Origin of the sequence: Bacillus sp. FSL K6-2841 (genome assembly GCF_037976435.1) — a bacterium.
Lineage (GTDB): Bacteria > Bacillota > Bacilli > Bacillales > Bacillaceae > Bacillus > Bacillus pumilus.
In genome coordinates this window covers 2,367,732-2,387,798 of sequence record NZ_CP150266.1, presented here as the reverse complement: position 1 = coordinate 2,387,798, position 20,067 = coordinate 2,367,732, and the positions used below count along the sequence as shown (strand labels likewise).

The following is a 20,067-nucleotide window of genomic DNA, read 5'->3' as shown; positions in this document are numbered from 1 at the left end:
CCGCTCCGATGCTCGTCCTTCCTAGACTGCAAAGGTTTTCTATCACGCTGAAAAGAAGACAAAGGGCTAAAATCAAGATCATTTTAGCCCTTTGTCAACAATCTGACAGCCCACCTGCTATAACGCAGGGGGCTTTTTTTATTTTTGGCGTTTTAAATTCTCATATACTTGTTTTAGTGCGCCTTCAAATTTACCTGTTTGCTTCGGTTCATAGTATTGCTTGTTTTTCAGCGGATCAGGTAAGTACTGCTGCTTCACCCAGCCGTTTTCATAATCGTGAGGGTATAAGTAATCCACACCTCTGCCGAGAGCGGTAGCTCCTTTATAGTGAGCATCCTTTAAATGAACAGGGATTTCACCAATTTTCCCTGAACGAATGTCACCTAGTGCCGCATCGATCGCCTTATATGCTGAGTTGGATTTAGGAGAAAGACACAGTTCAATGACTGCATTAGCCAGCGGAATTCGTGCTTCCGGGAAGCCGACTCTTTCTGCTGTTTGAACTGCACTTAACACACGAGGGCCTGCCTGCGGACTAGCTAAGCCAATATCTTCGTAAGCCATTACGAGTAATCTCCTTGAAATGCTTTCAAGGTCTCCTGCTTCAATCAGTCTGGCAAGGTAATGCAGCGCCGCATCTGCGTCAGATCCTCTAATGGATTTTTGAAAAGCCGAGAGGACATCATAATGAGCATCACCATTCTTATCATGTGAGAAGCTCTTTTTTTGTAAACATTCTTCTGCTGCGGCAAGAGTGATCATTATATGCCCAGCCCCATCTGCTTTTGTCGATAAGACAGCTAGTTCTAACGCATTTAAAGCAGAGCGTACGTCTCCGCCGCATCCATTGGCAAAATGATTCATCGCTTCATCGTCCACTGTCACCTCATAACCGCCAAGTCCGCGATGTTCATCCTGTAACGCTCTTGTTAGCGCAGCTTTGATTTGCTCCGTTTCAAGCGGTTTCAGCTCAAATATTTGTGTTCGGCTTCGGATGGCGGGGTTGATCGCATGATAGGGGTTAGCCGTCGTTGCACCAATTAAAATGATCATGCCATTTTCTAAATAAGGAAGAAGGAAATCCTGCTTTCCTTTATCAAGCCTGTGAACCTCGTCTAAAATGAGGATGACCTGGCCGCTCATTTTCGCTTCAGCGGCGACAGCTTCCATATCCTTTTTGTTATGAATGACCGCATTCAACGTCCGAAACGCAATGCTTGTACTGCCAGCGATCGCCGTCGCAATCGATGTTTTGCCGATGCCCGGCGGTCCGTATAAAATCAACGAGGATAAATGTTTTGCCTCGACCATTCGTCTAATAATTTGACCTTCTCCAACGAGATGCTCCTGCCCAATGATGTCTTCAATATGACTTGGGCGCATCCGGTACGCTAAAGGTTTCATGATTATCTCTCCTAAAGCAATGTCTTGTTTGTATAGAGTACCGAAATTTCTTCAAATAGAAAAGGGATGCGTCCTCATTTTGAGCTTAGAACCCGCAAATGAAAGTTGGCTAAAAGTATGATATAATTGCTTTTGGTCTATATAAGCGTATATGAAATCAGAAAAATAATTGATGACATAGAAATAGAAAACGCAGAGGTGTTTAACTTGAAAATTTCTACTAAAGGCAGATATGGTCTGACGATCATGATCGAATTAGCCAAAAAACATGGCGAAGGCCCTACATCATTAAAATCAATTGCTCAAAACAATAATTTGTCTGAGCATTATTTAGAGCAGCTTGTATCACCACTTCGCAATGCTCGTCTTGTGAAAAGTATCCGCGGAGCATATGGCGGTTATGTGCTTGCCCATGAGCCAAGCGAGATTACAGCGGGTGATATTATTCGTGTATTAGAAGGACCGATTAGTCCTGTCGAAGTCATCGAAAACGAAGAACCAGCAAAACGTGCACTTTGGATTCGTATTCGTGATGCAGTAAAAGACGTACTAGACAATACAACTCTTGAAGACTTGGCAAGCTATAAAGGTGACGAGGATCAAGAGGCGTATATGTTCTATATTTAGATCAGAGGTGTACCGGAAATGGAACGTATCTATTTAGATCATGCAGCGACAACGCCTATGGATCAGCGGATTGTGGACAAGATGATGCCTTACTTTACAGAGATATTTGGCAATCCCTCTAGTATTCATTCATACGGGCGCGAGGCAAGAAAGTGGCTCGATGAAGCAAGGGAAGTCATTGCAGGAGAATTACACTGTAAGCCGCAGGAGATCATCCTCACAAGCGGAGGAACAGAGGCAGACAACTTGGCCATTACAGGTGTGGCGATGGCAAGGCAGCATGAAGGAAAACATATCATCACAGCAAAAACAGAGCATCATGCAGTGCTGCATACATGTGAACGCCTAGAGAAGCTAGGATTTGATGTGACATATTTAGATGTGGATGAAACGGGATTGATTCATCTTGAACAACTAAAGCAAGCACTAAGAGATGATACGATTCTTGTCACCATCATGTACGGCAACAATGAAACAGGTGTGATTCAGCCCATCAAAGACATTGGCGAGCTTTTACACCATCACACTGCTCATTTTCATACTGACGCCGTGCAGGCGTTTGGAACAATGCCGATCGATGTAGCAGACCTTCATATTGATCTTTTATCTGCTTCTGGCCATAAGCTAAATGGTCCAATGGGAACCGGCTTTTTATATGTAAACGAAGGCGTGAAACTTTCTCCGCAAATTTTCGGAGGAGAACAAGAAAGAAAACGCCGTGCTGGCACTGAGAATGTGGCAGGGATCGTGGGACTTGCAGAAGCTGTTCAATTAACGAAGCAAAATAGAAGAGAAAAAGCCATGCATTATGGTAAGCTCAAAGAAATCATGCTGCAAGTACTCGAAGAGGAATCACTTACTTTCTCTATCAATGGACACCCGAAAGAGACATTGCCTCATATTTTAAATGTTCATTTCCCGGGCGTTTCCATCGAATCGTTACTTGTGAATTTGGATATGGAAGGAATTGCTGTTTCAAGTGGATCTGCATGTACGGCTGGATCCGTCCTTCCTTCGCACGTGTTAAGCGCCATGTATGGCGAAGAAGCAGACAAGCTGACGTCCTCAGTCAGAATAAGCTTCGGTCTTGGGAATGAAGAGGATCATGTGAAGCAGGCGGCGCGCAAGATAGCAGCTGTTGTCAAACGCTTAGCCAAATAAACGTCCCTCTTTTGTTCGTGTGTGAAAAATGAAACAGCCAAGCACCTGAAGAACGAAACGCACATGCTGTTTCATTGAAAATGGAGTTGATGAAGATGACAAAAAGACCAGAAGACACAAGAGTTGTGGTCGGTATGTCCGGAGGAGTCGATTCATCAGTTGCCGCTCTTATGCTAAAAGAGCAAGGCTATGATGTAATCGGCATATTTATGAAAAACTGGGATGACACAGATGAAAATGGTGTATGTACAGCAACGGAGGATTATGAGGATGTCATCCGCGTGTGTAACCAAATTGGAATCCCTTATTATGCAGTGAATTTCGAGAAGCAATATTGGGACAAAGTGTTTCAATACTTCCTTGATGAATATAAAGCCGGCAGAACGCCAAACCCAGATGTCATGTGTAACAAAGAAATTAAGTTCAAAGCGTTCCTTGAGCATGCATTGTCACTCGGTGCGGATTATTTAGCAACAGGGCACTATGCGCGCGTCGACAGAACTGGCGATGAAGTCAAAATGCTAAGAGGTCTTGATGCCAACAAAGACCAGACGTATTTCTTAAATCAGCTGACTCAGGAACAGCTTGATAAAGTCATGTTCCCAATCGGTGATTTAGAGAAAAAAAGGGTTCGTGAATTGGCAAAAGAAGCAGAGCTCGCAACAGCAACGAAAAAAGATTCAACGGGTATTTGCTTTATTGGGGAAAGAAACTTTAAAACGTTCCTCAGTCAATATTTGCCTGCACAGCCTGGCGTGATGCAGACGATGGACGGAGAAGTCAAAGGGGAGCACGATGGACTGATGTATTACACGATCGGGCAGCGCCAAGGTCTAGGCATTGGCGGCAGCGGTGATCCTTGGTTTGTCGTTGGAAAAGACTTGGAACAAAATATCCTGTTTGTCGAACAAGGTTTCCACAATCCACTTTTATATTCTGAAAGCATTTCAGCCGTCAATATCAGCTGGACTCGTCCTCATATTGTCGGTGAAAACGGTGAATTAACATGCACAGCTAAATTCAGATATCGTCAAGAAGATCACCATGTAAAGGTTAAAATGACAGGTGAGCAAGAAGCGATGGTCATCTTTGATGAACCTGTTCGTGCTGTGACACCAGGACAAGCGGTTGTCTTTTATGATGGCGATGAATGTCTGGGCGGCGGAACAATTGACGATGTCTTTAAGGACGGCCAAAAACTGTCGTATGTGTAACATGTTTTCAAAACCTCAACGTCGCTGTTGAGGTTTTTTAATGAAAGGATGAGAGAGCGAATGAATCATAATGAAATCGGCATAGAAGCCTTAAATCAGGGGAACATCGAAAAAGCAGCGGAAGCTTTTACGAAAGCCATTGAAGAAAGCCCGAAAGACCCGGTTCCATATATTAACTTTGCGAACTTGCTGTCAAGCATCAATGAAATTGAACGTGCGTTAAATTTCTTTCAAAAAGCAATTGAGCTTGATCAAGCTGCAGCTGCAGCCTATTACGGGGCAGGAAATGTATACACATTAAAAGAAGACTTTATGAGAGCAAAAGACTATTTTGAAAAAGCACTAAAAGCGGGCATGGAAAATAGTGATTTGTTTTATATGCTGGGGCAGACGCTCATCAAATTAGAGCAGCCGAAGCTTGCGATGCCTTATCTTCAGCGTGCCATCGAACTGAATGAAGATGATAATGAAGCAAGATTCCAATTTGGCATGTGCTTAGCCAATGAACAATTGCTGGAAGAAGCGGTGACAACCTTTACTGAGGTGATTGCGCGTGATCCGGAGCATGCAGATGCCTTTTATAATTTAGGGGTTGCGTATGCATACTTAGAGAAAAAAGACGAAGCACTTGAGATGTTAGGAAAAGCGATTGATGTGCAGCCTGACCATATGCTGGCACTGCATGCGCAAAAGTTGATTCAAGAAGCAGAATAGACGGAAGGAGGGAAGACCTGTGCAGGAACATCCAGATCAAATGAAGCTTGAGGACGAACCGTTTTTAAAGGGGACAGTTCAAGCCGTTATTTTCCATAATGAAAGTAATTTATACTCGGTGTTAAAGGTGAAAGTCATTGAAACATCGGAAAACTTAGAGGAAAAAACAGCATCTGTCACAGGCTACTTCCCAGCACTTCATGAGGAAGAAACTTACACCTTCTATGGCAAAGTCACAAGCCACCCGAAGTTTGGTGAACAGTTTCAGGCAACTCATTTTCAAAAAGAAGTACCGACAACAAAGCAAGGAATTATTCATTATCTCTCAAGTGATTTATTTGAGGGGATAGGCAAAAAGACGGCGGAAGAAATTGTAGGACAGCTTGGCAGTCAGACGCTTCATAAAATTATGCGTGACCCAGCGGTTTTGTATGACGTTCCGCGCTTATCAAAAAAGAAGGCAGATAAGCTGGCCGCAGCGCTTCAGGAGCATCAAGGATTGGAACAAATTATGATCAGCCTCAATCAATACGGCTTTGGTCCGCAGCTCAGCATGAAGATTTATCAAGTGTACGAGAGTGAGACGCTGCAGAAGATTGAAGAAAACCCGTATCAGCTTGTCAAGGATGTCGAAGGGATCGGTTTTATTAAGGCAGATGAACTTGGCGCTAGAACTGGCATCTCAGGAAGTGACCCAGAGCGAATCCGTGCAGCCTTGCTTTATACAGTGGAGACAGCCAGTCTTCAGGACGGTCACACGTACATACAAACAAAGGATTTGATCGTCGAAACCCGCAAGCTACTCAATCAGACAGGCAATGAGTACAAAGTGACGGAAATGGACGTCGCCAATCAGATCATTGCACTTGGCGAAGGGAAAGAGATGATCATTGAAGATGAGCGCTGCTATCATCCGTCCTTATTTTATGCCGAGCAAAGTGTCGCCAAACGTATACAAAAAATCGTCTCCCAAACGGAATATGCAGATCAATTTCCTGAATCAGAATTCCTTCTAGCCCTTGGTGAGCTCGAGGAACGGCTGGGCGTCCAGTATGCGCCAACACAAAAGGAAGCGATTCAAAAGGCACTCATGTCCCCAATGCTGCTTTTAACAGGCGGACCTGGGACTGGGAAAACAACTGTCATTAAAGGGATTGTTGAGCTTTACAGCGACCTTCACGGTGTATCTCTTGATCCGAGTGATTACAAAAAAGATGAATCCTTTCCATTTGTGCTTGCGGCGCCAACTGGACGAGCAGCTAAACGAATGACAGAATCAACAGGGCTTCCAGCTGTGACGATTCACCGTCTGCTTGGTTGGAACGGATCTGAGGGCTTCTCGCATGATGAAGAACAGCCGATTGAAGGAAAGCTTGTCATCATTGATGAATCAAGTATGCTAGATATTTGGCTTGCGAATCACTTGTTTAAGGCCATTCCTGACCATACCCAAGTGATCATGGTGGGAGATGAACATCAGCTTCCGTCTGTCGGACCAGGCCAAGTGTTAAGAGACTTGATTGCATCACAAGCCGTACCAGCTGTTACCCTCACAGATATTTACCGGCAGGCAGACGGCTCCAGCATTGTTGAACTTGCACATGATATGAAAAATGGTGTCCTGCCAAAGGATATTACCGCACGTTCAAAGGATCGTTCCTTCATAAAATGCTCAGCTGATCAAATGAAAGAAGTCATTGAGAAAGTCGTCAGCAATGCTGCTCAAAAAGGCTATTCAGCTAAAGACATTCAGGTGCTTGCGCCCATGTATAAAGGAAAAGCAGGCATTAATGAGCTCAATAAAATGCTGCAGCACATTTTGAATCCTAAAAAACCAAAGGGCAGAGAAATCCCGTTTGGTGATGTGGTGTACCGGACCGGTGATAAAGTGCTTCAGCTTGTGAATCAGCCGGAGAACAATATTTTTAACGGTGATATTGGAGAAATTGTCTCGATTTTTTATGCGAAAGAAAACACGGAAAAAGAAGATATGGCTGTGATCTCCTTTGATGGGAATGAAATCACTTTTACTAAAAAGGATTTCCATCAATTTACACATGCCTATTGCTGCTCCATCCATAAATCACAAGGTAGTGAATTTCCCATTGTTGTACTGCCAGTCTTGAGAAGCTACTACAGAATGCTTCGGCGAAATCTGCTGTACACAGCCATTACACGAAGTAAAAAGTTTTTAATCCTGTGCGGCGAGGAATCAGCACTGGAGTGGGGCGTGAAAAACAATGAGGATTCGCTCAGACAAACGTCCTTAACGATGCGGCTCGTGCAAACAGGAGAGGTCATGGATGCGGAGCTTGCAGCACTTCAAAAAGAACTGCCGTTTAGCGTACATGATGCAAATATCGGTATGGAGGGAATCACTCCATTTGATTTTATGCATGAATAAAAGGCTTCCAGATGGAAGCCTTTTTTAGCATGAAAAGAAATTCGCATATTTCGTTCATGGAAGCCATTTCTTCGTATGAGTCTTGAAGCAAACGCACACGATAAGACTGTTCCGCAAAAGGTGGTTGAGCACATTTTGAGAACATGTCGAGAGCTTGAAGGAATGTCAATCTATACTGGTGAAACGTCTCATTCACTTGGTTCCATAAAAGATATTTGCTTATTAGCCGGAGGCAGCTGCGGAGGATATGTGTTAGATGGGAAAAAGAAAGACTGTGCACTCATTCCATTCTCGGCTGGGGATCAGCTGACAGACAAAGGCTTATATGTGAGCTGCCATGAGGGAGTAGGCATGGATTCCTCCGCCCCATCCCTCTTATTTTCGAAATTAAAAAAGAAAATGATGCAGTCGCCTGACGGTGAAAATTTAGGCATTTTGGAAGATGTATACTTTTGCACAAATTCGGGCACAATCGTAGCATATGAACTCTCGGACGGCTTCTTTACAGAGCTATCAGGGATTCGAAAACAGCTTCAGGCTGCCGGAACCTTGATCAACGTTCAAAAGGAAGCACTTGTTCTAAACCGAACGTAAAGAGGTGCTGATTATGCTCATTTGCCCAAATTGCAAATGTAAAGACATCGGAAAAATTGGGGTCAATCAATATTATTGCTGGGGCTGTTTTATTGAATTGACGCTGTCAAAAGGCAAAATATCTACACACCAAGTGGAAGAAGACGGAACACTAAGCAGCTTAGATGATCTGTTTAGTGATGATGAACGTTCAATTCAACTATAAGTGTTAAGGGGGAATTTCGAATGGGTAAAATGACTTCTTCACTATTAACGCTTGGTGCAGGCGCACTCGCATATCACTTTGCAAGCCGATATGATATGCCATCAAAGCGGGATATGAAAAAGCTAAGAAAACGCGTTATGAGAATGATGTAAACAAAAAGACATCCGCTAAGTGCCAAAAGCGGATGTCCTTTTTTATGCCTGCCTATATTCTAATCGGCGCGCCAGTAATGATAGGCTGAAATTGACGACAAAATACATCATTGCCGCTAATAGGAAAATGGGCAGTAAGTAAGATTGGCTCTGACCGTTTAATATTTGAGCGTGGTGCAGTAGTTCTGGAAGAGCAATGACAACAGCTAGTGACGTATCTTTTAAAAGAGAGATGAATTGACTGACAATTGGCGGCACCATTCGGCGTAAAGCCTGCGGCATAATAATCATTTTTAACGTTTGGATATAGGTTAAACCAGAAGATCTGGCTGCTTCAATCTGCCCTTTATCAATTGATTTTAAACCGCTTCGAATAATTTCTGACAGCATTGCTGATTCAAATACGGTTAAAGCTGCGATAGCCGAGGCTGTAATGCTCAGTTTAATGCCAATTTCGGGCAGTGCAAAATAGGTGAAAAAGATGATCAATAAGAGCGGCAAGTTTCGAATGGTTTCGACGACGACTGCAAGTATCTTTGATAAAACCGGAATTTGAGCGAACCGCAATGTGCCAATGACTAATCCAATGAGAAAGCTCAAAATGATGGAGATAAAAGCCACTTTTAAGGTGACAGCAAATCCTTCAAGTAAAAAGGCGAGATGATCAGGCTGGTAGGCACCAAGAAAATCCATAATGTGTCCTCCTTTCAGTGGCTTCTTGCTAATCTTTTTTCCAAATAACCAACGCCTAAACTGAGCGGAATCGTTAATAGCAGATAGAACATGGCAACAAAGATGTAGACATCAAATGTCACAAATGTTCTAGAAGCGATGAGGTCTCCTTGATACATGAGGTCAAACCCTGCAATGACTCCTAAAATAGAGGAGTTTTTGACAAGGTTAATAAATTGATTCCCAAGAGGGGGAATGACAATTTTAATCGCTTGCGGCAGAATGATATACCGCATTGTCCCGCTATAGGATAGACCTGAAGCACGGGCTGCTTCCATTTGTCCAAGCGGTACAGCTTGTATCCCTGCGCGAATGGCTTCAGCAATAAAGGCAGAAGTATAAATGGCAAGAGCAATTGTGCCAGCGGTGAAGCCATCTGCTACAATACCTAGCACGGGTAACCCAAAGAAAAAGACAAATGTAATCAATAATAACGGAATATTCCGAATAAATTCCACGTAAGCCGTTCCTAACCAGTTGAGCGGCCTGAGTGGCGCAATTCTCATAATGGCGATGAGTGTACCGATCAAAAAGCTTCCAATCAAAGCGATGACACTTGCGCCAATGGTATATTTAAAGCCTTCTACATAAAGATTGAAGTTTTCAGTGAGAATGGAAAACCGCAGCAATCAGTTCACTTCCTTCCTGATCAACAGGGGAGCCAATGAGCGGCTCACCCTGAGAAAATCATTCTTAACAAGTCAACCCATTATTCTTTGATCCATTTTTGATGAATCTTGTCATACTCCCCATTGTCTTTTAATGTCTTTAGGGCTTTATTAATGGCCGTTGTTAATTCCTTATCCCCTTTCTTGACAGCAATGCCATAAGGCTCATCTGTAAAGGTGCCGCCGACGACTTCGTAATTTGAATCCTCATCTGCCATACCAAATAAGATCGCATTATCAGTTGTCAGCACTTGCCCTTGGTTTGATTTTAAAGCTGTAAAAGCTTCCTGATAGTTCTCAAATTCTAATACAGACGCTTCAGGTGCTTTTTCGCGGATATTTTGAGAAGAAGTAGACCCTTTCACTGCAAGCACTTTCGTCCCTTTCTTCAAATCATCAATTGATTGAATGTCGCTTCCTTTTTTCACAAGCAGTGATTGTCCTGCTTCAAAATAAACATCTGAGAAATTGACTTCTTTTTTACGCTCTTCGGTAATCGTCATGGTTGCGACGATTGCATGAATATCTCCTTTTTGCAGTAGAGGAATTCTCGTTTTTGATGTCACTTCTTTGAATTCTGCTTTTCCTTCATCACCGAGCATTTCCTTTGCGATGGCTTTTGCAATATCGATATCAAACCCCTCAATATCTCCGCTGCTAGGATTTTTTAGACCGAAGAGACGTGTATCATTCTTGACCCCGAATATGATTTTTTTGTCTTTCTGAATGGTTTCTAAAGAGCTTCCTTTTTTTGCATCAGTCGAGCCTTTTTCAGCAGATCCGCAAGCTGCTAATGCGCCAATACAGCAAGTCATAAAGAGTAGTAGGCCAAAGCGTTTCATTTTTTTCATTAAAATCATTCCCCCTAGTGATTTAAAATACGGCTTAGAAAGAGCTGAGCGCGTTTCTCACGCGGTTTCTCATAAAATGCAGCCGGTGTTGATTCTTCAAGAACTCTGCCTTCATCAATAAAGACAATACGGTCAGCCACTTCTCTTGCAAATCCCATCTCATGTGTGACGACAACCATGGTCATTCCTTCTCGTGCGAGCTGCTTCATCACATCTAGTACCTCACCGATCATCTCTGGGTCAAGAGCTGATGTCGGTTCGTCGAACAGCATGACCTCCGGTTTCATCGCAAGCCCTCTTGCAATGGCAACACGCTGCTGCTGTCCGCCTGAGAGTTTTGAAGGGTAGGCGTCAGCTTTATCAGGAATACCGACTTTATGTAAATAAAATTCGGCTGTTTCCCTCGCTTCTTCCTTGCTCACCTTTTTCACCTTCATTGGCGCAAGCATAATGTTTTCAAGCACCGTCTTATGCGGATAGAGATGAAAATGCTGAAATACCATCCCGATATTTTGCCTGACAAGATTGATATTGGTTTTCGGATGCTGAACAGGCACTTCGTTGACAAGCACCTTTCCCTCATCAATGCTTTCAAGACGATTGATGCATCTGAGCATCGTGCTTTTACCTGATCCTGAAGGACCGATGATCACGACGACCTCACCTTTTTGAATATGTAGGTTAATGTCTTTCAGTACATGGAACTGGCCATAATGCTTATTGACTTCTTCGAATGTGATCATGAAGAACCTCCTCTTGTACATGGTGGAATTCAGTGGAGACATTTTAGTAACTTTGGATGGTGCTGTATGTTTCATGTGTATTCATTTTTAACAAAGTTAGGACAAATTTTATTTACATGGATAATTGCAGAAGATGGTTAAACAATAAGAAAAGAGGTGAAAAAGGTGAAGAAACGTCCGATCCAATTTCTGATATATGCTGCAGGGGTTCTGCTTGTCCTTGCATCCTTGCTCATTTTATTGCAGCTCGACGAGTTATGGATGCCTATTTTTTTGTTGTTAAAGGCAGTTCTGATTCCGCTGCTCATTGCTATTTTTATTTCTTATCTGCTTTATCCGATAGTGGAAAAACTGCACTCGAGGGGCTTACCAAGGACTCTAAGTCTCTTATTGATTTATGTCCTGTTTTTTGGAGGGATTGGGCTTGCGGTTTATAAAGGGGCGCCTGTCATGATCAAGCAGTTAAATGAGCTGTCAGAACAAATTCCTGTGCTTGCGGAAACGTATAATGGCGCTTTATCACATATTCATCATCATACAAGCCATTGGCCAGACGGACTTCACGACCGCTTGGACCGCTTAATTGTTCAATCGGAGACATATGCAGCGAACGGCGCGGAGCGGATGATTCTTAGCTGTAAAGTAATACTTGATTACGCATTAGTTGCAGCGCTCATCCCTTTTCTTGTTTTTTATATGGTGAAGGATATGAATACGATGAAGCGGGCTGCATGGTATTTGACGCCGCCCTCATTTCGGAAGAGGGGACATGCGTTTGTAAAGGCAGTTGATGAATCACTTGGTAATTATATTAGAGGACAGCTGCTTGTCTGTTCATTCATTGGGGGTGCAGCAGCCATTGTGCTCTGGCTGTTTCATATCCCGTACCCGCTTGTCCTTGGTATGCTAATTGGCGCAACGAATGTTATTCCGTATTTTGGACCGATTATTGGCGCGATTCCCGCTGTTTTTATTGCGTTTACCATCTCAGTGAAATCGGTTATTATTGTGCTGATTACAGTTGCCGTGCTGCAATTTTTAGAAAGTAACGTCCTCAGCCCGATTATCGTAGGGAGAAGTCTTCATATGCATCCTGTCGTCATTATGCTAGTCTTGCTTGCTGGTGGAGAGTTATTTGGTTTAATAGGCATGATTTTAGCCGTACCAACTGCCGCTATAATCAGGGTGATCATTGTGCAATATATCCTTATGAGGCGAAGCGTTCATTGACAAGAGGAGTCGAGTTGTCTATAATAATTTCGATTCATACTACATACTGAATTCAATGACGGACCCGAGTACGTTAAAAAGCTGTTTCAGAGAGAGGCTTTATTTTGCTGAGAAAAGCCTTATCAGACCTTTAACGGAAGCTAGTCCCGAGTGCAGATAAACACTGCCGCTCTCTTCCGGCGTTATCGGATGTGAAGGTGATAGACGAATTTGTCTATAATCAGGGTGGTACCGCGAGAACATCTCGTCCCTGTGTAAGTCGTTTTGTGCTTGCATAGGGCGGGATGTTTTTTCGTTTGTGTGGAGATTGATGAATGAAAAGGGAGGATTTTTGAATGAAAACTTTAACTTCAGCTCAAGTACGCCAAATGTTTTTAGACTTTTTTAAAGAAAAAGGACATGCTGTAGAACCGAGTGCATCACTCGTACCGCATGATGATCCGACACTTTTGTGGATCAACAGCGGCGTGGCAACATTAAAGAAATACTTTGATGGCCGCGTCGTACCTGACAATCCACGTATTTGCAACGCGCAAAAATCAATTCGTACAAATGATATTGAAAACGTAGGGAAAACAGCACGTCATCATACGTTCTTTGAAATGCTCGGCAACTTCTCGATTGGAGATTATTTTAAAGAAGAAGCGATCGAATGGGCGTGGGAATTCCTCACAAGTGACGAATGGATTGGCTTTGACCCGAATTTGTTATCTGTTACTGTCCATCCAGAGGACGAAGAAGCGTATGTTCTATGGAGAGATAAAATCGGTGTACCTGAAGAACGTATTATTCGCCTTGAAGGGAACTTCTGGGATATTGGAGAGGGCCCAAGTGGACCGAATACAGAAATTTTCTATGACCGCGGTGAATCATACGGTAACGATATGAACGATCCAGAATTATATCCTGGCGGAGAAAATGAGCGATATCTAGAAGTGTGGAACCTAGTGTTCTCTGAATTTAACCATAATCCAGATGGGTCATACACGCCGCTTCCGAAGAAAAACATAGATACAGGGATGGGTCTTGAACGAATGGTATCTGTCATTCAAAACGTGCCTACGAACTTTGATACTGATCTATTCATGCCAATTATTCGTGCCGTTGAAACCATTTCTGGAGAAAGCTATGGCGAGACAAAGGAAAAAGATACAGCATTCAAAGTCATTGCTGACCACATTAGAACGGTTGCCTTTGCTGTAAGTGATGGAGCGCTTCCTTCCAATGAAGGGCGCGGGTATGTGCTAAGACGTTTGCTTCGCCGTGCCGTGCGTTATGCAAAAACCATTCACATCCATCGCCCGTTTATGTTTGACCTAGTTCCAGTAGTGGCGGAAATCATGAAGGATTTCTACCCAGATGTACAAGCGAAAGAAGAATTTATTGCAAAAGTCATCAAGAATGAAGAAGAACGCTTCCATGAAACACTGAACGAAGGCTTAGCTATTTTGTCAGAAGTCATCAAAAAAGAAAGAGACAAAGGCAGCACACAGATTTCAGGTGAAGATGTATTTAAGCTGTATGACACGTATGGATTCCCTGTCGAGCTCACAGAAGAATACGCAGAAGATGAAAACATGACAGTGGATCGAGAAGGCTTCCAGGCTGAGATGGAAAAGCAACGTGAACGTGCAAGAAATGCGAGACAAGATGTCGGCAGTATGCAGGTTCAAGGCGGTGCTCTAGGAGATATTAAAGTAGAAAGCACATTTGTTGGCTACGAAAATCTAACGGCAGATGCCCATATTGTCGAATTGCTTCAAAATGGTGAAATTGTCACAGAAGCACATGAAGGCGATACAGTACAAATTTTGTTAGATGAAACACCTTTCTATGCGGAAAGCGGCGGACAAGTGGCTGATAAAGGGACATTGAAAAGCGCTGAAGTGATTATCGACATCAAAGACGTGAAAAAGGCGCCAAATGGTCAGCATGTTCATGAGGGTATCGTCGTAAGCGGTACAGCCAAAAAAGGACTTGAAGTCACTGCGGAAGTGGAATCAGCTCTTCGAAAAGGCATTGTGAAAAACCACACAGCGACACATCTTTTGCACCAGGCGCTAAAAGACGTTTTGGGCAGCCATGTGAACCAAGCAGGATCATTGGTGAATGAAAATAGACTTCGCTTTGACTTCTCTCACTTTGGACAAGTCACAAAAGAGGAATTGTCTCAGATAGAAAAAATTGTGAACGAAAAGATCTGGGAAGGCATCTCTGTTGCTATTGACCTGAAGCCGATTGCGGAAGCAAAAGAAATGGGTGCAATGGCGCTCTTCGGCGAGAAGTATGGCGATATTGTCCGAGTTGTCCAAGTAGGCGATTACAGCATCGAGCTATGCGGCGGCTGTCACGTTCAAAATACTGCGGAAATCGGGTTGTTTAAAATTGCCTCTGAATCGGGTATTGGTGCTGGAACACGCCGGATTGAGGCGGTGACTGGTAAAGGGGCATACGAAGAATTAAATGACCAGCTGGCGATTTTAGAGCAGGCAGCGAGTGAGCTGAAGTCAAATACGAAGGATGTACCAAAACGTATCGCTTCATTGCAGGCAGATTTAAAAGAGGTTCAAAGAGAAAACGAATCTCTTCTTGCAAAATTAAGCCAGGCTGAAGCAGGCTCTATTTTAGAGAAAGTGACAGAAATCGGCGGAGTGAAAGTGTTAACTGAAAAAGTAAACGCGAAAGACATGAACCATTTAAGAACAATGGTTGATGACTTAAAAGCCAAATTAGGCTCAGCTGTCATTGTGCTCGGAGCCGTTCAAAACGGAAAAGTAAACATTTCAGCAGGAGTGACAAAAGACGTCATCGAAAAAGGTCTGCATGCAGGGAAACTTGTGAAACAGGCAGCTGAAATCTGCGGCGGAGGCGGAGGCGGACGCCCAGACATGGCACAAGCAGGCGGAAAACAACCAGAAAAGCTAGAAGAAGCACTGGCAACTGTCGAAGAATCTGTTAAATCCGTTTTATAATCAGGCGATGTAGTGTAGAATAATGGTATTAGATGAGCGTTTAGAAAAAAGCTTGCTAGTAGAATGTTGGAAGAGAGGTGCAAGAAGCAGTGAGTTCATTTGATAAGACAATGAAGTTTAACTTCTCTGATGATTCAGCTGAAACCAATGTGAATGAAGTGCTCATTACAGTACATGACGCACTCCAAGAAAAAGGATACAACCCGATCAATCAAATTGTCGGATACTTGCTGTCAGGCGACCCTGCTTATATTCCAAGACATCAGGATGCTCGCAACCTAATTCGTAAAATAGAACGAGACGAATTAATTGAGGAATTGGTTAAATCGTACTTAGAGACACATAAAGAGGCGTAAAACATGAGAATTTTAGGCTTAGATTTAGGCACGAAAACCCTTGGTGTTGCGATCAGTGATGAAATGGGCTGGACAGCGCAGGGGATTGAAACAATTAAAATTGATGAAGCAGGCGGAGACTTCGGTCTCAGCCGCCTGTCTGAAATCGTCTCGCAATATGGAACGGATAAAATTGTACTTGGTTTTCCAAAAAATATGAATGGTACGGTCGGTCCTAGAGGTGAAGCCAGCCAATCATTTGCGAAAGTGCTAGAAAACACGTACAATGTTCCTGTTGTGCTTTGGGACGAGCGCCTGTCGACAATGGCAGCGGAAAAAATGCTCATCTCTGCAGATGTGAGCAGACAAAAGCGTAAAAAAGTCATTGATAAAATGGCGGCTGTTATGATCCTGCAAGGGTACTTAGACAGCTTAAATTAAAATGAGGTGAATCAAATGGAACACGGAGAAAAGCAAATTACAATCGTTGATGATAATGGAAATGAACAGCTTTGCGAAGTACTATTTACTTTTGAAAGCGACCATTTTAACAAATCATATGTTCTTTACTACCCAATTTCTGAGCAAGACAATGAAGAAATTGAAATTCATGCATCAAGCTTTACACCGAATGAAAACGGTGAAGATGGCGAGCTAGAGCCTATTGAAACGGATGAAGAGTGGGACATGATTGAAGAAACGTTAAATACGTTCTTAGATCAAGAAGAAGACGAAGAATAGAACGAATAAAAGGCCTGTGAACGGATCTTCGTGATCTTTCTTCACAGGTCTTTTTTTATGGTTTATATGTTAACTTTACTTTATTTCGTGTTGACATAATAGGCTGTACCTTTTACTCTATTTTTAACAATGAATTGAGTGAGGGGTATGGAAATTGAAAATTCAAGATATGATGCAAATGGCGCTAATGACTGCGGTGATCGGGATGTTAGGATTGATCCCGCCGATTTTACTTACATTTACACCTGTACCCATCACAATGCAAACGGCAGGTCTTTTGCTTGCTGGTGGGCTGTTAAAGCCAAAACAGGCACTGATCAGTTTACTTCTGTTTCTCTTGGTTGTGGCATCAGGCGCACCTCTTTTGTCAGGTGGCAGAGGCGGAATAGGGGTCTTTTTTGGACCAAGCGGTGGATTTTTACTTGCTTATCCAGTGGCTGCCCTCATGATTAGTTTGTGGATCAACCGTCTGAAAAAAGTGACCACTTTGCACCTTTTTATGATCTTTACGGTATGCAGTATCGGAATTTTGTATCTATGCGGCATTCCTTTTCAAGCGATGATGATGGATATCAAGGTCACTCAGGCTGCTCTCCTAAGTCTGATTTATATTCCAGGTGATCTCATCAAAGCGGGCATATGTGCTGTTCTCACGGTGAAAATCATTGCGGCTATGTCATATCGAAAAAGGGATGTGCATAAAGGGAGGCGTGCAGTTTGAACAGAATAACGGAAAGCTATGCATCACATGCAGAAATGAACCCAGATCATATCGCCATCATTGATGGACAAGAAAGGATCACTTATCAAGATTGGTATGAGCGTGTCCGGCTATCAGCGCAATGGTTACAACAAACGGCTCATGAGCAAAAAAGAGTTGCCTTTTTATTATCAAATGGTGCTTCTTTTCTCCAAATATTTGCTGGCGCTGCTTGTGCAGGGTGGACAGCTATCCCGCTTGACCCGAGATGGAGCCGTGAGGAATGTGCTAAAAAGCTTTTGTTAAGTGAGGCAGCTCTCGTCATTATCGAGGATCGATATTTAAATAGATTTGAAAAGTACAGCGAAGATTTGCAGGTTCTTTCTTTATCTGAATGGAAGGAAAAAATGAGCCTCATCACACAAGGTCCATCTAACAAATGCGACAGCGAGATCGACCCTATCTTTTATATGGGATTTACGTCAGGATCAACTGGTTCACCTAAAGCATTTATCAGGCGCCAGCAGTCATGGATCAAAAGCTTTCAAACAACAGCCGATACATTTGGAATCACTCATCAAGATCATGTTCTTATAGCTGGTACACTCTTATCCTCTCACTTTTTATATGGTGCCATCTGTACATTATACTTTGGCGGCACAGTGACGATTTTAGAAAAATTTACGCCAGTGAAAGCGAAAAAAGCCTTACAGGCAGGAGACATTACTGTGATGTATACTGTCCCTACGATGACAGAATCGTTGCTGAAAATAGACGCTTTTGAGAGAGACAATCCGCTTCTTGTCATATCATCTGGAGCAGATTGGGGCACTCCTTCAAAGAAACAACTCGTGACCAACTATCCGCATGTGACATTTTTTGATTTTTACGGCACATCAGAGTTAAGCTTTGTTTCCTACTTATCTTCAAATGACTTTTTGCAAAAGCCTTCATCTGTCGGACGGCCTTTTTCTCCCATTCAAATTGAAGTGAGGCGAGCTGATCAAACAGTCTGCCGACCAAATGAGACAGGAAGAATTTATGTGAAGAGCCCGATGTCTTTTGCAGGCTACTTACATGAGGAGAAACAGCCGAAGGAGTGGCTGACAGTTTATGATATGGGCTGGCTGGATGAAGACGGCTATTTGCATATGAGCGGCCGTGAAAATGGCATGATCGTCTATGGAGGGCTGAATATTTTCCCAGAGGAAATTGAGCGTGTGCTAAATGAACTGCCAGAAGTGAAGCGATCGGTTGTAGTTGGCGTTCCTGACCCATATTGGGGTGAAATCCCTGTTGCTATTATTGAACAAGGACAGCACACAAAGAGGATTCGGCAAGTTGTCAAAGAAAAACTGGCGGCCTACAAGGTGCCTAAAAAATGGCTTGTCATGGATCAAATAATTGAAACATCCGGAGGAAAAATAGCACGTGCCAGTATGAAAAAGTGGGCGGAGGGACAATTGTCATGCAAGCAGTAATTGTACAAGCAAAACGGACACCCTTCGGTGATAAAAATGGGATGCTGAAGGATTATCGTCCAGAGCAATTAGCCGCGCCTCTTATTCAGTATTTGTCTAAAGGGATGACGCCGGACGACATCATATTAGGAAATGTTGTAGGAGGCGGCGGGAATATGGCCCGTCTGTCCTCATTAGAAGCAGGGCTTTCTTTCTTGGTACCCGGGATGACGGTTGATAGGCAGTGTGCCTCAGGTCTAGAAGCAATCCGAACAGCTTGCGCCATGGTTCAATCAGGAGAAGGCTCAATGTATATCGCTGGCGGGACTGAGAGCATTTCAAGATCACCAATGAAAGAAAGAGCCCGCTTTTCACCGGAATGGATAGGAGATCCGGCTATGGGAGAAGCAGCAGAGCTGACCGCTACGAGATTCTCTGTGACAAGAAAAGAACAAGATGACTATGCGCAATTAAGCTGGGAAAGAAGTATAGATGCAATCAAACGTGGTACATATTCAGAAGAGATCGTTTCAATTGACGGACTGAGTATAGATGAAGCGGCCGCTAAAATAAGACCGATGGCAAAACTGATCCAGCGGGCAAAGCCTGTATTTTCACCGGGGAATGGATCAGTAACTGCCGCCAATAGCTGCAAAGAAGCAGATGGTGCAGCAGCGGTCGTTGTGATGGAAAAAGCGCTAGCGGAGGCAAATGGGTTTCAGCCAATGCTGCGATATGCCGGAAGTGCTGTGACGGCGATGCATCCCAATTTTCCAGCTGCTGCACCGATTGATGCGATGAAGAAACTTCTACATCAAGAGAAAATCAAGGCAGAGGATGTTGCACTGTTTGAAATCAATGAAGCTTTTGCTCTGAAAATAGCGCTGATTGCTCGTACGCTGGATATTCCTTATGACCGAATCAATAAAAGAGGCGGTGCACTCTGTCTTGGTCATCCATATAGCGCATCAGGGGCTGCGATGATGGTGAGACTGTTTTACGAAGCGCGCGCCTTACCGAATGGAAGCTATGTCATGGCTGCTATTGGGAGTGGTGGCGGCGTTGGTTTAGCCGTATTATGTCAAGTTCTGTCAAGACATGCATGAGCAAGTAATTGCCGAACTCCGTCGAATCATGTACTATAAAAGCTAGATGTGAGG

The 20,067-nt window shown here is 43.4% G+C and carries 21 protein-coding genes and 1 other annotated feature; of the genes, 16 read left to right on the top strand and 5 right to left on the bottom strand.

Annotated features, from left to right (window positions below):
* Positions 1–138: 138 nt before the first annotated feature.
* Positions 139–1,404, bottom strand: a complete 1,266-nt coding sequence (locus MHH68_RS12175) for a replication-associated recombination protein A (protein WP_339163294.1) — start codon at positions 1,402–1,404, stop codon at positions 139–141.
* A 207-nt stretch (positions 1,405–1,611) separates the two neighbouring features.
* On the opposite strand from MHH68_RS12175, the gene MHH68_RS12170 reads away from it, so the two are divergent.
* The 8 genes from MHH68_RS12170 to MHH68_RS12135 all read left to right on the top strand — a co-directional run bounded on the left by MHH68_RS12170 (position 1,612) and on the right by MHH68_RS12135 (position 8,475).
* Positions 1,612–2,031, top strand: a complete 420-nt coding sequence (locus MHH68_RS12170; protein WP_058014567.1) for an Rrf2 family transcriptional regulator — start codon at positions 1,612–1,614, stop codon at positions 2,029–2,031.
* 18 nt (positions 2,032–2,049) lie between these two features.
* The gene (locus MHH68_RS12165) at positions 2,050–3,192 is read left to right on the top strand and encodes a cysteine desulfurase family protein (RefSeq protein WP_058014568.1); all 1,143 of its coding nucleotides are present in this window, start codon (positions 2,050–2,052) and stop codon (positions 3,190–3,192) included.
* A gap of 95 nt (positions 3,193–3,287) precedes the next feature.
* Positions 3,288–4,406, top strand: coding sequence for a tRNA 2-thiouridine(34) synthase MnmA (gene mnmA, locus MHH68_RS12160; RefSeq protein WP_003216305.1), 1,119 nt, complete (start codon positions 3,288–3,290; stop codon positions 4,404–4,406).
* A gap of 60 nt (positions 4,407–4,466) precedes the next feature.
* Positions 4,467–5,120, top strand: a complete 654-nt coding sequence (locus MHH68_RS12155; protein WP_339163290.1) for a tetratricopeptide repeat protein — start codon at positions 4,467–4,469, stop codon at positions 5,118–5,120.
* Between the two features lie 19 nt (positions 5,121–5,139).
* Positions 5,140–7,524 (top strand): ATP-dependent RecD-like DNA helicase, encoded by a 2,385-nt coding sequence (locus tag MHH68_RS12150; protein ID WP_339163288.1) that lies wholly within the window; start codon positions 5,140–5,142, stop codon positions 7,522–7,524.
* 135 nt (positions 7,525–7,659) lie between these two features.
* On the top strand, positions 7,660–8,118 hold the full coding sequence (locus MHH68_RS12145) for a prc-barrel domain-containing protein (protein ID WP_244270752.1): 459 nt from the start codon (positions 7,660–7,662) through the stop codon (positions 8,116–8,118).
* A 13-nt stretch (positions 8,119–8,131) separates the two neighbouring features.
* Positions 8,132–8,323 carry a hypothetical protein gene (locus tag MHH68_RS12140; protein ID WP_003216308.1) on the top strand — a complete coding sequence of 64 codons (192 nt, stop codon included), beginning with the start codon at positions 8,132–8,134 and terminating at the stop codon, positions 8,321–8,323.
* A gap of 20 nt (positions 8,324–8,343) precedes the next feature.
* Positions 8,344–8,475, top strand: a complete 132-nt coding sequence (locus tag MHH68_RS12135; protein ID WP_003216198.1) for a YrzQ family protein — start codon at positions 8,344–8,346, stop codon at positions 8,473–8,475.
* Positions 8,476–8,517: 42 nt separating this feature from the next.
* On the opposite strand, the gene MHH68_RS12130 is transcribed toward MHH68_RS12135, so the two are convergent.
* The 4 genes from MHH68_RS12130 to MHH68_RS12115 all read right to left on the bottom strand — a co-directional run bounded on the left by MHH68_RS12130 (position 8,518) and on the right by MHH68_RS12115 (position 11,469).
* The gene (locus tag MHH68_RS12130; protein ID WP_003216394.1) at positions 8,518–9,168 is read right to left on the bottom strand and encodes an amino acid ABC transporter permease; all 651 of its coding nucleotides are present in this window, start codon (positions 9,166–9,168) and stop codon (positions 8,518–8,520) included.
* 14 nt (positions 9,169–9,182) lie between these two features.
* Positions 9,183–9,836 carry an amino acid ABC transporter permease gene (locus MHH68_RS12125; RefSeq protein ID WP_058014572.1) on the bottom strand — a complete coding sequence of 218 codons (654 nt, stop codon included), beginning with the start codon at positions 9,834–9,836 and terminating at the stop codon, positions 9,183–9,185.
* Between the two features lie 80 nt (positions 9,837–9,916).
* Positions 9,917–10,726, bottom strand: coding sequence for a transporter substrate-binding domain-containing protein (locus MHH68_RS12120; RefSeq protein ID WP_339163284.1), 810 nt, complete (start codon positions 10,724–10,726; stop codon positions 9,917–9,919).
* Between the two features lie 14 nt (positions 10,727–10,740).
* Positions 10,741–11,469, bottom strand: a complete 729-nt coding sequence (locus tag MHH68_RS12115; RefSeq protein ID WP_058014574.1) for an amino acid ABC transporter ATP-binding protein — start codon at positions 11,467–11,469, stop codon at positions 10,741–10,743.
* A 165-nt stretch (positions 11,470–11,634) separates the two neighbouring features.
* Between MHH68_RS12115 and MHH68_RS12110 the strand changes: the two genes are divergently transcribed.
* From MHH68_RS12110 to MHH68_RS12075, 8 genes are all read left to right on the top strand, one after another.
* On the top strand, positions 11,635–12,699 hold the full coding sequence (locus MHH68_RS12110) for an AI-2E family transporter (RefSeq protein ID WP_058014575.1): 1,065 nt from the start codon (positions 11,635–11,637) through the stop codon (positions 12,697–12,699).
* 46 nt (positions 12,700–12,745) lie between these two features.
* Positions 12,746–12,954 (top strand) — a binding site (T-box leader).
* 80 nt (positions 12,955–13,034) lie between these two features.
* Positions 13,035–15,671 carry an alanine--tRNA ligase gene (gene alaS / locus MHH68_RS12105; protein ID WP_058014576.1) on the top strand — a complete coding sequence of 879 codons (2,637 nt, stop codon included), beginning with the start codon at positions 13,035–13,037 and terminating at the stop codon, positions 15,669–15,671.
* 89 nt (positions 15,672–15,760) lie between these two features.
* On the top strand, positions 15,761–16,027 hold the full coding sequence (locus MHH68_RS12100; protein WP_058014945.1) for an IreB family regulatory phosphoprotein: 267 nt from the start codon (positions 15,761–15,763) through the stop codon (positions 16,025–16,027).
* A gap of 3 nt (positions 16,028–16,030) precedes the next feature.
* Positions 16,031–16,447 (top strand): Holliday junction resolvase RuvX, encoded by a 417-nt coding sequence (gene ruvX / locus MHH68_RS12095; protein WP_003216519.1) that lies wholly within the window; start codon positions 16,031–16,033, stop codon positions 16,445–16,447.
* Between the two features lie 15 nt (positions 16,448–16,462).
* On the top strand, positions 16,463–16,747 hold the full coding sequence (locus MHH68_RS12090; RefSeq protein ID WP_003216483.1) for a DUF1292 domain-containing protein: 285 nt from the start codon (positions 16,463–16,465) through the stop codon (positions 16,745–16,747).
* A gap of 154 nt (positions 16,748–16,901) precedes the next feature.
* The gene (locus MHH68_RS12085; protein WP_058014577.1) at positions 16,902–17,468 is read left to right on the top strand and encodes a biotin transporter BioY; all 567 of its coding nucleotides are present in this window, start codon (positions 16,902–16,904) and stop codon (positions 17,466–17,468) included.
* Positions 17,465–18,928 (top strand): acyl-CoA synthetase, encoded by a 1,464-nt coding sequence (locus tag MHH68_RS12080; protein ID WP_339163280.1) that lies wholly within the window; start codon positions 17,465–17,467, stop codon positions 18,926–18,928. The genes MHH68_RS12085 and MHH68_RS12080 overlap by 4 nt, the downstream gene beginning before the upstream one ends.
* Complete coding sequence (locus tag MHH68_RS12075) at positions 18,916–20,013, top strand: acetyl-CoA C-acyltransferase (RefSeq protein ID WP_339163278.1); 1,098 nt, start codon at positions 18,916–18,918, stop codon at positions 20,011–20,013. Before MHH68_RS12080 ends, MHH68_RS12075 begins: the two co-directional genes overlap by 13 nt.
* Positions 20,014–20,067 lie beyond the last annotated feature (54 nt).